Origin of the sequence: Enterococcus sp. H57 (assembly GCF_003112495.1) — a bacterium.
In the GTDB taxonomy this organism is placed as follows: Bacteria; Bacillota; Bacilli; order Lactobacillales; family Enterococcaceae; genus Enterococcus_B; species Enterococcus_B faecium.
In genome coordinates, this window is sequence record NZ_BEHC01000005.1 from 69,623 (window position 1) to 82,818 (window position 13,196).

Here is a 13,196-nt window from a genome sequence, read left to right on the forward strand (position 1 = left end):
TTATTCTCCTTTATTCATTCCATCAAAGAATAGATCTGGTGACACGTCTTCTTCAAGTGAAATTTCCATTTCTTGTGTATCAGGCAGTTCTTCTAATGATTTCAAACCAAAATAATCTAAGAAGTAGCCAGTTGTTCCATATAATATCGGCCGACCTGGCCCTTCTACTCTACCTTTTTCTTCAATCAGTTTATGGGCAGCTAGACGCTGTACCGCTCCTGAAACCTGAACTCCTCGAATCTGCTCGATTTCAGCTCTTGTGATTGGCTGTTTATAAGCGATGATTGCTAAGGTTTCGACAGCGGCTTGAGATAATGTGTTTGATGTCCCTTGCGCATATCGCTTAAGTAAGGGAGCCAGCTCTTTTTTAGTCGTTAATACATAATGGCTTTCCGTTTCAAAAATATGCAAAGCTGAGTGCGAGTTTTGAGTGTAAGATTCTTTTAATTCTTTCACTAAACTTGTGACTTCTGCTTCGCTGAGATTTAACAGTCCGCTTAATTCTTCATTACTGATCCCTTCCTCGCCAACAATAAAAAGAAGGGCTTCAAGTTCACTTAATTTCGTCATGTTCGGTATCTCCTACTGCTGGATAAAGCATAATTGATTCATAGTTTTCTTTTTGTTGCGCAATGATCTGCCCTTTTTTCATCAATTCTAGCAAAGCCATAAAAGTAGTGACAACTTCACTTTTAGAAGGTGACTCAAAAAAAGAATCGAAAGTACAGCCATGCGCATTTCTTTTTATACGCTCTTCGATAAATACCATTCGTTCTTCGATCGTTGTGTCATCGGGCGTGATCGTTTTTTCCACTTTTTGAGAAAATTTCTTACGTTCTAAGATTTTCTGCATGGCACGGATCAAATCGATTTTTTTGACTTGTCCTCGCTTCAACGGCTTTTCAGCATCCGCTAACCCATCGATGTTCATAGGTTCTTTTGTGTAATAAAGACTTCGTTCCTCTGCTTTTTCTGTCAGTCTTTCAGCTGCATATTTATATTTACGGTATTCTAAAAGCTGAGTGACCAATTCTTCTCGAGGATCTTCTTCCCATAATTCTTCATCATCTGTGACGAATTCTTGGACAGGAAGCAATGTCTTGCTTTTGATTGCCATCAATGTAGCAGCCATCACTAAGTATTCTCCTGCAACAGCTAGCTCTAGTGTTTTCATTGTATGGATATAATTCATATATTGCTCCGTGATCGTAGCGATCGGTATATCATATATATCGATTTCCATTTGCTGAATCAGATGAAGCAGCAGATCGAGAGGACCTTCGAATACATCTAATTTAATATTGATCTCCGTCAACTCATTCACTCTTTCTTCTTTTTCTTTGCTAGCCATTTTCCAATGTAAGGCTCTGTGATTTCAGTTGCACGGATGGAGACATCCGGGTACTTTTCCTGTAATTCATCTAACATTTGAAAGCCCATATTCTCACCGCGATAAGACGGATTCAAAGAAATGTCATGGATGATCAGCTGATCGTTCGTTGCCCAGTAAACACCAATAATCCCTTGAATGTTGGTTGAACCTTCTGGCGTAAAGAAAAAAAGTTCATAATCGTCTTCAGATTCGTACGTATCAATCTCCTTCAACAAAGAAGTTTTACCTGTCAGTTTCTTATGGAAACTCAATAGTCCCATAGCAATTTTACGGTTTTCTTTCCGGTAATGTGTTAACATCTTCTCACCTTCCTATGACTAAGCCCTTGGAAAATGCTGCTTATAAACATCCGTCATTCTTTTCTTCGTGATATGTGTATAAATCTGAGTCGTAGAGATATCCGCGTGACCTAACAATTCCTGTACTGTCCGCAAATCAGCTCCATTTTCTAGCAGATGTGTGGCAAAGCTATGCCGCAGCGTATGTGGTGTTACTTCTTTGTAAATCCCAGCCTCTCGTACTAGCTGCTTCAGATTTTTCCAGATTCCTTGCCGAGAAAGACCTTTCCCATGATTATTGACAAATACATGCATTTCAGATGCGTCCTTTACAAGTAATGGACGTGCTTCGTCTAAGTAGCGTTCCAGCCATTGGATCGCATAATCACCTAAAGGAATGATCCGCTCTTTATCTCCTTTTCCAACTGTCTGTACCAGTCCAAGAGAAAGATGAAGATCTCCCAATTTCAATCCAATCAATTCACTGACGCGCATCCCTGTAGCATACATGACTTCCAAGATTGCACGATCTCTTATCCCTAACGTTTTTGTCGTATCAGGTGCTTCAATCAGCTTTTCTACTTCTGTCAGAGTCAATGTACTTGGTAATTTCTGTGCTTTCTTCGGCGTATCGATATGTTGCATCGGATCATGATCAGTGATACGCTCTTGCCGTAAAAACTGATGGAATCTTCTGAGACTTGAGATCATCCGAGTAACAGTTGCTGTCGCTTTTTTTTCTTCATGCAACTTCTCCAGAAAACGGATGACTAAAAAGCGATCGACATCCTGCCATGAAGCAATTTTCTGCTCCTGTAGAAAATGCAAGTACTGTTCCAAATCACGTTCATAGCTTTGTCGTGTATTGGCGGACAATCCCCGTTCAATATTCAAGTAGTGGAGATAATCGTTGATTTGCTCTTTCATAATAATCCCCCTCATGCCTCTCTATCATATCAGATACCGCTTCATTCTGATAGTCTTTTTCCATAATCTGAGCAAAGAAAAAGCCGTCTAGACACTCAGACGGACTGGTTTCTTTTTTCTTTTTCATAGCATTCCTGACAGATTCCATGGAACGTTAGCCGATGATCTTTTACTAAAAAATGATAACGTTCTTCTACTACTTGCTCCACTTCAAGTAAAAGATCCTCTTCTACTTCCTCGATCGTGCCGCAGTTCAAGCATAGTAAATGATGATGGAAATGTTTGGCGCCTTCTTTTCTCAAATCATAACGGGCTAATCCATCATTAAAACTTACTTTATCGACAATTTTCAATTCTGTCAAGATTTCAAGGGTTCGATAAACAGTAGCAAGTCCAATTTCCGGACTCTTTTTTTTCACTAAAAAGAAGATTTCTTCTGCAGATAAATGCTCTTTCTCATTTTCCAAAAGCACAAGCAGAGTAGCTTCTCTTTGCGGTGTCAGCTTAAACCCCGCTTCATGTAGCTGCTGTTTTGTTTTTTTCATCGCCGAAATAGCATTCATGACCATTTACTCAACCCCAACAATTTATAATAATTACAAATAAAAAAAGATATAACACTATGTTAATTAAAATTATTATAAGCTAGTTAAGAAAAACATGCAAGGGATTCTCAATTAGATTTTTTGACTAGTTTTGTCACACCGTTTTCTTGTGTAATCAATCCTTGTTTCAAAAGATTACCTAATGCGCGCTTAAATGCTCCTTTGCTGATACCAAAAGCTTTCATGATTTCTTCTGGATCCGATTTATCTGTAAAGTTGATTTGCTGATCTGCAGAACGTTCTAAAATGGTTAAAATCATTTGTGCATCATCTGATATAGCTTCATATGCTCTTGGCTTCAATGAAAGATTCAGTACACCGTCTGGTCGGACACCAATCACTCGACCTTTTATTTGCTCGCCTAGACGAGGTTCATTATATCGTTCAGAAGGATGGATAAACCCAAGATAGAAATCTTCCGTTAAAACGTACGTACCTGTTAATTTCAAGCGGTATGCTGTTCCTATCACATCTTTGTTTTTCATTTCTTCTGTTCCATATTTGCTTAAAGATTTGAATATTTTTTCATCTGCTAAACTGCCCCAAATACGGTCTTTTGCATCAACTCTAAGGGAAATCATCAAGCGATCCCCTTTTTTAGGCCATAGCTCTGTCATTGTCGGCAATTCATCAAGAGATACGACAAAGTCTTTATCTGGAAGACCGATATCGACAAACGCACCTAAATCTTTTCGTGTAGCAGTAACGATTCCAAAAGCGTAATGACCGATACGGCTTTTAGGAATTTGTGTAGTGATCCGATTTTCATGTTTTTGATTTTGGTAGCCGAATCCTTCCACTGCTTCACCGATTTTGTGTTCACCTTCTGATTTGCTTAAGCCAAAGGTTTGTCCGTTTTTTTGGACAAAGTAGTTTTTTTCATTTTCATCAATAATAATACCTGTAAATATAGTTGCTAATAAATCGTTCATTTTTTTCTCCCTCTATAGTGAAAGGTTTTCTTAATACATTTCTTTGCTATCATAACATAATGTTATCTACTTGAATAGCTGAGCCTTGGTTTGGAAAGGTGAAAAAAGGAGTATGACAACAGTTGTGTCATACTCCCCTTTTTCGAATAAACGGTGTTAAACGGCAGGCTCACAGCCTCTTTCATTTGCCTAAAATTAATTGCTCCCATTTCCTCCGAACCATCCAGTTTTACAGTTGATGGTTACGATGTAAAATGGCAAAGCACTTTCTCCAATGCCTTTCATCAATGCAGATTTTGTTGAAGTGGCATATAGATTGTAATAGCCTTCCCCATTTTCGATTCTGGCTTTTTCTAATCTGTATCCTCCTTCAACGATATATCCACGTTGGATACATGTAGCAATCACTTTGCTTTGGACACCTGGTGCCCACGTCCATGCTGGATTAGATGCATCGGCAATATCACTTGCTCTGGCAGATTTGATTGGCTGATTCGCTGAGTTTGAAGAGGAAGGGGTCGAGGATGCCGCTTCTTGCTGTGCTGCTTGTGCGACCGCAGCTTGTTGAGCGGCTTGAGCTGCAGCTGCTGCTTGAGCGGCTTGTTTTGCTTGTTCTTCAGCTGCTTTTTTCGCTTCTTCTGCTTTTTTCTTTTCCTCTTCTTCTTTTTTCTCTTTATCAGTGAGCATCTTATCTACTTGTTGCAATTGTTCATTCAACTGAGCAGATAGATCTGTATTTTTCACTTTTTCTACTGCTTCTTTTGCCGTCTTGTATTGGTCGCGTGTTGCTGAATCCACTACTTTTCCGTCTTTAAAGACTATAGCTGTTTTTTCTTTAGCTGTTTGCAATTCAGCATATTGATTTTTAGCTTCTGTTTGTGCTTGTTGAATCAATTTTCCAAAATCTGTGTTATCCGTTTCGATTGCTTGGATCTCTTTATCTGCTTTCAACTTGATGTCATCTGCTAGATGATCATCGACGATGGCAGGTGCTATGAACCACTCATTCACTTTTTGGATATCTCGGATCTTAGATTGGATATCTTGGTAAGTTGTTTCTAACTCTGAATATCCTTTTTCATTCTTAAGACTGGATAAATCATTTTTTAGTTTTGATAAATCTTGATGAATCATATCTGCACGAATAAATTGATGGTGATCATCTGTATAAAAGGCAGCAAGTTTCTCATGAAGTTCTTCCATTTGTTGCTGTCTTTTTGCTTCTGCTGCTACTTCGGCTTCTACTTTTTGATGATGGTCATAATAAGCCCAGCCTCCCCCACCTAGTAGAAGAACTGCTGCTAAAGCGAGATACGGCACTTTTTTTGATTTTTTCTTTTGTGTCTTATCTAAATCTTTTTTTTCTGGGTTTAATTCTTGAGGCGTTTTTTCAGTATTTGGCACGATTGTTATTGGTTCTGTTTCTGCTTCAATCAGCTCAGGCTGGTTCTCTTCTTTTTCTATTTTAGCTTCAAGAGCAGTGCTATCTTCACTTGCAGATTGAGTTTCAGCATCGGCTTCATTATTTATTCCATCCGACTCTGTTGCCTTCTTGTCTGCTTTTTCGAGCATTTCTTTTTTATCTGCTTCCGGCAACCCATTCGATTTCTCGTCTTCTGATTGTTTTTCAGACAATGTTTCAGTTTTTTCCGGGATATCCGTTTTTAGATCATTCGTTTTTAGATCATTCGTTTTTAATGATTCTTTACCTGCAGCGTTTACTCCACTAATGTCTTTTTCAGTGTCTTTTTCAGCTTCATGTTCTGGCTCTACTTTGTTTTCCTGTGCAATTTTTTCACTGATCATTTTGAGCAGCTCTTTCGCGTGCTCTTCTTTTGTATCTTCACGATGTGCTTTGATATAAGCGGATAGTATCGAATTTTCTTCCTCATTATCGACGATTTCTTTCAGTTCAGCTACTCTTCTTTTTTGTTTTGATTCAAGCGTTTCTTCTTGATTCTTTCCTGATTCTTCCGAAGTCTCATGAACAGTTGCTTTCTTCTGTTCATTTTTCTCTATATTAGTTACTTGATCGTGAGCAGGTGGTTCTTCGTCTTCTGGTTCTGCTTTTTCGAATAATTCCATTACAGATTCTAGAGGTAAATCTTTCAATTCCGACCATTCGATTGGATCGTTTAATTCTGTATCAGGAAAGACTGCATCTTCAGTTGATTTATCCTGCATAGCTGCATCTGTATTTGTTTCTTCAATTGATTCTTTTATTTGCTGATCTTCTGCAGTTATTTGATGACCGCAGTCTGGACAGATAGTATTCTGCTCCATTTTTTTCGATCCGCAATTTGGACATTTTTTCATCACTTAGCGATCGGCTCCTTTACTAGGTTTACGCTACCATTTAATCTATCATATTCTATACGTCACGCCAATAGCTTATTTTTAGGATTTACTTAAAAATAATGAATGAATTTCCTTCCTATAGAAAAAAAAGCTTGAGACTGCGTAGTCTCAAGCTTTTTTTCTTTTAAAATAAACCAAACAGTTTTACTGATTTCTCTTCTGGTCAATAGTTCATGCTTATTCTAAGAAATCTTTTAATTGTTTTGAACGAGAAGGATGGCGCAATTTTCTTAATGCTTTAGCCTCGATCTGACGAATACGTTCCCGAGTAACACCAAATACTTTCCCTACTTCTTCCAATGTTCTCGTCCGGCCATCATCTAAACCAAAACGTAAGCGAAGGACATTTTCCTCCCGGTCAGTCAATGTATCTAGTACATCTTCCAATTGTTCTTTTAGTAACTCATAAGCTGCGTGTTCTGCTGGACTTGTTGCTTCCTGGTCTTCTATGAAATCACCTAAGTGAGAGTCATCTTCTTCACCGATTGGCGTTTCAAGTGAAACAGGTTCTTGCGCGATTTTCAAGATTTCTCGGACTTTTTCTGTTGGAAGATCCATTTCCGCACCGATTTCTTCTGGCGTAGGTTCTCTTCCAAGGTCTTGCAGCAATTGACGTTGGATACGTATCAATTTATTAATTGTTTCAACCATATGAACTGGAATACGGATCGTACGTGCTTGGTCAGCGATTGCTCGAGTGATGGCTTGACGAATCCACCATGTAGCATAGGTTGAAAACTTAAATCCTTTGCGGTAGTCAAATTTTTCAACTGCCTTCATCAGTCCCATGTTTCCTTCTTGGATCAAGTCAAGGAACTGCATGCCTCGTCCTACATAACGTTTAGCGATACTTACTACTAAACGAAGGTTTGCTTCTGCCAGACGCTGTTTCGCTTCTTGGTCGCCTTCTTCGATTTTCAATGCTAACGCTACTTCTTCTTCCGCAGTTAAAAGGGAGACACGGCCAATTTCTTTCAGATACATACGAACCGGGTCATTGATTTTTACACCGGTTGGCGCAGATAGATCTTCTGTTTTTGCTTGTTCAGCTTTTTTCTCAGCACTCTTCAAGCTGTGAATTGATGGATCACCATTTTCATCCACCACACTGATACCTGCGTCTTCAATCTTTTGGATCAATTTGTCCATTTCATCTGCATTCAAAGTGAATGGTGTAGCAAGCTGATTGGATAAATCATCATATACAACTTGTCGTTTGGGTTTGTTTTCTTTGATGAAAGCTGCTACTGCTGCTTCATACGTTTTTTTATCTGTTCCATTTGCCATAAAAGAAGGCCCCCCTTGAGTAGCTATTTGGCTTGTTTTAACTGTTTCGTTAAATTGATGATTTCAATCGTCAATTCAAGCTCAAGCTGTTTGTTTCCAGTTCGTCTGGCTTCTTGCTGCATTTGTTTTTTTAATGTTATTTCATCAGCTAAGCCAGATTTGCTGATCACATCTAGCAAGTCTTGGATTTCTCGTGGCGAACTTTCTTCTGCCACCGGTAAATATTCGATTTCCACCACCAACCGCCTTAAATTTTCATCTTGCAAAAAGTCTAAAAACTCTGCAAGGTTGAATTCATAATGTTGTGAGACATATGCATCGAATAAAAAATAAACTTCTGCATATGCATCATGAATAAACTGAAATTCTCGTTCTTTTAAAATATTACGGACAGAAACTTCTTTAAATGCACGATATAATAGAATCTGCTCTGCCTTTTCTACTTGCGTCAATGGTCTCTTTTTTCGTGCAGTTTCTTGTCTCGTAACCTGAGTGTGTTGACTTTTCTGAGGTTCTTGACGATTTTGCTGATTTGTCCTTCGAAGATCGCGCAGTTGTTTTTGTATCGTCTCTCTGCCGATCTGAAACTCTGTTGACAGTTGAGATAGATACATATCTTGTTCGATTGGTGAAACAACTCGACTAAGTTCAACTAGTAATTCTTCGAGGTATTCGATCTTGTCTTTTTCATTATCTAAATTTTTCCCTTGTTTTAAATAACGTGATTTAAAAGTAAAGACTGTTTCGCGCCCATGAGCCACTAATTCTTGGAAAGATGCTTCTCCATACTTACGGAGATATTCATCAGGATCAAGCTTTTCTGGAACGACTACGACAGAAAGTGCTAAGCGACTGTTTTGCCGAAGCAATTCAATGCCTCGATTGGTTGCTTCAAAACCTGCGTTGTCTCCGTCATAGCAAAAGACCAATTCTTTCGTCAGCTTTTCCATTTGTTGGATCTGTTGAGCTGTTAGACTTGTCCCCATAGAAGCTAATCCAGTTTTGATACCAGCCTGCCATGCAGCAATCACATCCATAAACCCTTCGAACAACAAAATTTCTCCGTTTTTCCGGATATCGCTTCTTGCTTTATCAAGATTAAATAAAACTTGTCTTTTATTGAACAGTTCTGTTTCTGGACTATTCAAGTATTTGGGCTGATCTTTTTCCTGCCCTTTTTCAGGTGCAAGCCAGCGTCCTGAAAAACCGATCGTCTGGCCTTGAGAATTACGAAGTGGAAACATCACTCTTTGATAAAAACGATCAGACATACGGCCATCATCATGCGTGACAAACAATCCAGAGCGTTCTAACAATTCATTTGAAATTGATTCATTCTTGAATACTTGCTGAAGAAAAGAACGCTCATTAGGTGCAAAACCTATGTTGAATTCTTCAATTAATTCTAAAGACAACCCACGACTTTGCAAATATTCTAAAGCTGGCTGTCCAGCTTTTGTATGCAATAGCATGTGATGATAGATTTCCGCTGCTTTTTCATGAGCAGCAATCAGTTTCCCCGTAGCAGATTCAGGATTTTGGACAGCTATAGTACGCTGACGCCATTGATCTTCTAACGGTATCTGTTCGAAGTCTGCCACTTTTACCACTGCTTCTGGAAAACTTAGACCTTCTAGTTCTTGAAGAAAAGTAAACACGTTTCCGCCCTTACCACAACCAAAGCAATGAAAAATCTGCTTGTCTTCTGCAACAGAAAAAGACGGTGTACGTTCTTCATGAAAAGGACACAGCCCCAAGTAATTTTTACCAGACTTTTTCAACTGGACATATTGTCCAATCACCTCAACGATATTCGTTTGACTGCGTACTGTTTCGATAACCTCTTGAGGAATCCGTTGAGCCATTTTTTCACCCCCTGCTCTATTGATATCTTTTGGGTTTAACAGAAGATATTTCAGGAGAATAACCGGTAAAAAATCGCACTAACTGAAATCAGTGCGATTTTAAAGGACACAATTATACATGTTTGATTGTATCATATTTCATTGCTTTTTCAAGTATAACACATTTCTATCTCATTAAGCATCAATTTGCTACTCTTTTCAGTAACTGATTTTGAATATCAGCCTTCCAGTACAAAACTCGAAGAACAATATTTACGAGCATGAATACAAAGAAGTATCCTACGCTCTCTCCCAACCCTAAGTTTACTTCCAAAATTCCATGGAACAGCATTGCAGCTACATATATCCCTACGATCGTCGTTACTGCTAGGAAGATGCGCAATGGGTTGAAGGGATAACAAGCTTTTACAACTGCCATGCAACTGATCCCAATCAGCAAGTAATACATCAAAGTAGTAGTTTCAGCATTTCCCCATGCGAATGTTTTTCCAAGTAGATACACCGCAATGATATTCACTACTACAAGCAAGGCATTTGGTAAAGCATTAATAAGTGCTGTAGGCAAATAACGGTAAGTGATTTTTCTTTTATCTTGTTCAAAAGATAAAAAGAAGGAAGGATACCCTTCAATCGCTAAATCAATCAGCGTGATTTGGATAGGGATAAACGGAAATCCAATTGCTGTAACGGCACATATAATCGATAAAATAAATGAATAAATCGTTTTGATAAAAAAGATGCCTGAGACTTTCGTCACATTGTTGACCACTCGGCGTCCTTCAAACAGGACTTCTGGCAATGTAGTAAAATCAGAGTCCAACAATACCAGATTCGCAATCTGACGTGTTGCTCCATCACCTTCTGCCATAGCAATGCTACAATCTGCTTCTCTTAACGCCAAAACATCATTCACACCGTCGCCTGTCATTGCAACCGTTCTGCCGCTTTCTTTCAATTCATTTACCAGCAATTTCTTTTGCTGAGGACTCACTCGTCCAAAAACCGTATAGCGATGAGCAGCTTCTCGCACTTCCATTTCTTCAGTAATTTGAGAAAGATCGACATACGCATCATAATTCGGTAATCCTGCACGTCTAGCGATATTGGAGACAGTAAAAGGATTGTCTCCAGAAATCACTTTCAGATCCACACCTTCCTCATGAAGATAAGCTAGTGTTTCTTGAGCGTTTTTTCGGATTGGATCATCGATTTCAAACAGAGCAACCGGCTCAACAAATGCTGGTTTTTCTTCGTTCAATTGCTGATTTGGAGCGATCCCTAACATAAGTACGCGATAGCCATTCGCTTGGGCTGTTTTTAGACTGTCCGGAAGCCGATCTTCTTCCACCAAACGTTCAGGCGCTCCTACGTACACGACTCCCAGTTCTGGAAATTCCATCGCGCCCCATTTGCGATCAGAAGAAAATGCGACTTTGTTTGTCACATCATACCGATTAGAAAGCTCAAAATAATCTCTCATAGCCCGCATAGTGATGTTGTTATCACTGCTTTCTGCCAGATACGTCCCCATAATTTCTGGGATGGCTTTCTCGTACAGCGGATGTAGTGCTTCTACCCGCTGGATACTCATTTTTCCTTCAGTAATGGTCCCTGTTTTATCCAAGCATAATGTATCGACATGGGCCAGCGTTTCAATTGAATACATGTCTTGAACAAGGATTCGTTTTTTTGCCAGTTTGGTTACCCCTGTCGTTAATGCAATACTTATTAGCAATACCAAACCCTTTGGAAGCATGCCTAACAAAGCTGCTGCAGATGCAATAACAGAAATTTTGATAGAAGCATCGCGGATGAACAGTGCTTCCAAAAATAGTATGATCCCCAAAGGAATAATCACGAAACTAGTGAATTTGGATACTTTGCGAATCGAATCTACAAGTTCAGAACGAATAGCTTTGTGAGTCTTTGCCTCGCTAGTCAAGCGGACAGCATAATTATCTGCACCTACTCGGATAACTTCAGCCATGACAGAACCGCTTGTCAAAAAGCTTCCAGAAAGCAATTCAGCTCCAGTTTCTTTGACAATCAAATCAGATTCGCCTGTCAGAAGAGCTTCATTTGCTTCTGCCCGTCCAGATATAACCTGTAAATCGGCTGGTATCTGTTCTCCTGCTCCAATTTTTACCAAATCTCCTAATACCAGCTCTTTAGTAGAAATCGATTGTTCTTTACCGTCCCGGATCACTAGTACTTCTGATTGGGAAACAATCGATAATTTCCGTACAAGATTTCTTGCATGTATTTCTTGATAAATTCCAATAACGATATTGACGACAATAATTGCTAAATACGCCATGTTGGAATACGCACCTACAAATAACAGACAAATCCCAATACCAAAGTTCAGAAAATTGAATAACGTCAATATATTATCGCTGAATATTTGTTTTGTACTTTTTGATGCATCTTCCTGGTAGTCATTTTGCTGGCCAGAAGCCATTTTCTGAACTACCTCTTGCTGTGTAAGTCCATTCATTTTCTTTTTCTCCATTTTCCGCCAACTTTCAAAAATAATCACGTGTTTAAGTCTAGCGTGTTCCAAGATTAAAAACAACTTGTTTTTATAAAATTTATAGAAAAACACACGAATGATTTTACAAAAAAGATGCCAACCTTTTTGTTTGAATCACCCGTGTGCTGTTTTTATTATCAATCTATCTTTACTTATATTGTTCCTCCAAACGGCTCATCCACCAACCTAGTGCTGTACCGGCTATAAAAAGAACAGGACAAGCTAGTACCCCAGCAACTCCCAATCCCGCGTAATCGGTAGGAATGATCATAATCGTTGAAGCAAAAACTACACCTAAAATGAAATGGAATAGCTTGCTATATGCCTTTGAGAAAATGTAATCCATGATTTTTGACAATCCAAGAACACAAAGAATCCCACCAATTCCGATCGGCACAATCACTTCAAGTCGTACTTCTTTAAATCCGTCAGCCATCGCTTTATACAATCCCATATACACCAAAAAATTAGAAGGGCTCAATCCTGGGACGATCATACCCAAACCAATCAATCCGCCGGCAATCAGCCATGTTCCAAAATTCTGATCGACTTGCCCGTCAAATAATTGAGCGCCGTATAATAAAAACAAATAAGCCAGAACAAAAGTAACAACCATGATGATCACATCAGAAGTATCTCTTCCTTTTTTCCCTGCTTCTTTCCATAACGCAGGAACAGTTCCAGCGATACATCCGACAAAAAACCATAATATCGTTGTTTCATACGCACCTAATAAAAAACTGACTAAAAAAGAAAGTAGAAAGATGCCTGTCACTCCGCCTAGACCAACAGGCAGAAAAAACAAAACATTTTCTTTGAAATTTTTTGTAAGGTGGGCTAAAAAAGAAATCAGCCGCTCATACATGCCAAAGACAGCTGCTAATGCACCACCGCTGACTCCTGGCAAGATAAATCCTGAACCGATAAACATTCCCTTCACAAACCGTAACATCCAGTCTTTGGTTGTGTACCCCACTTTTTGATTTTCCATTTTTTGCCTTTTTTCCACTATTTGCGC

At 39.0% G+C, this 13,196-nt stretch carries 11 protein-coding genes; all 11 read right to left on the reverse strand.

Annotated features, from left to right (window positions below; translation table 11 throughout):
* The gene (gene scpB / locus DIZ30_RS01475) at positions 1–570 is read right to left on the reverse strand and encodes an SMC-Scp complex subunit ScpB (protein WP_002296975.1); all 570 of its coding nucleotides are present in this window, start codon (positions 568–570) and stop codon (positions 1–3) included.
* Positions 554–1,324: a segregation/condensation protein A gene (locus DIZ30_RS01480; RefSeq protein WP_002298145.1), complete on the reverse strand. Its 771-nt coding sequence runs from the start codon at positions 1,322–1,324 to the stop codon at positions 554–556. Before DIZ30_RS01480 ends, scpB begins: the two co-directional genes overlap by 17 nt.
* Entirely contained in the window at positions 1,321–1,692 is a 372-nt protein-coding gene (locus DIZ30_RS01485) for a GNAT family N-acetyltransferase (RefSeq protein WP_002298147.1), read from the reverse strand. The genes DIZ30_RS01480 and DIZ30_RS01485 overlap by 4 nt, the downstream gene beginning before the upstream one ends.
* An 18-nt stretch (positions 1,693–1,710) precedes the next feature.
* Complete coding sequence (gene xerD / locus DIZ30_RS01490; RefSeq protein WP_002294386.1) at positions 1,711–2,598, reverse strand: site-specific tyrosine recombinase XerD; 888 nt, start codon at positions 2,596–2,598, stop codon at positions 1,711–1,713.
* Between the two features lie 95 nt (positions 2,599–2,693).
* Positions 2,694–3,167, reverse strand: a complete 474-nt coding sequence (locus DIZ30_RS01495; protein ID WP_002294385.1) for a Fur family transcriptional regulator — start codon at positions 3,165–3,167, stop codon at positions 2,694–2,696.
* 104 nt (positions 3,168–3,271) lie between these two features.
* Positions 3,272–4,135 (reverse strand): virulence factor B family protein, encoded by an 864-nt coding sequence (locus DIZ30_RS01500; protein WP_002290060.1) that lies wholly within the window; start codon positions 4,133–4,135, stop codon positions 3,272–3,274.
* A gap of 195 nt (positions 4,136–4,330) precedes the next feature.
* A complete protein-coding gene (locus tag DIZ30_RS01505; protein WP_109023065.1) occupies positions 4,331–6,451 on the reverse strand; it encodes a cell division site-positioning protein MapZ family protein in 2,121 nt (706 codons plus the stop codon).
* 219 nt (positions 6,452–6,670) lie between these two features.
* Entirely contained in the window at positions 6,671–7,780 is a 1,110-nt protein-coding gene (gene rpoD, locus DIZ30_RS01510; protein WP_002289498.1) for an RNA polymerase sigma factor RpoD, read from the reverse strand.
* Between the two features lie 23 nt (positions 7,781–7,803).
* On the reverse strand, positions 7,804–9,645 hold the full coding sequence (gene dnaG, locus DIZ30_RS01515; RefSeq protein ID WP_109023060.1) for a DNA primase: 1,842 nt from the start codon (positions 9,643–9,645) through the stop codon (positions 7,804–7,806).
* A 181-nt stretch (positions 9,646–9,826) separates the two neighbouring features.
* Positions 9,827–12,142: a cation-translocating P-type ATPase gene (locus DIZ30_RS01520; RefSeq protein ID WP_002303731.1), complete on the reverse strand. Its 2,316-nt coding sequence runs from the start codon at positions 12,140–12,142 to the stop codon at positions 9,827–9,829.
* Positions 12,143–12,326: 184 nt separating this feature from the next.
* A complete protein-coding gene (locus DIZ30_RS01525; RefSeq protein ID WP_002298152.1) occupies positions 12,327–13,187 on the reverse strand; it encodes a DUF368 domain-containing protein in 861 nt (286 codons plus the stop codon).
* Between the last annotated feature and the right edge of the window lie 9 nt (positions 13,188–13,196).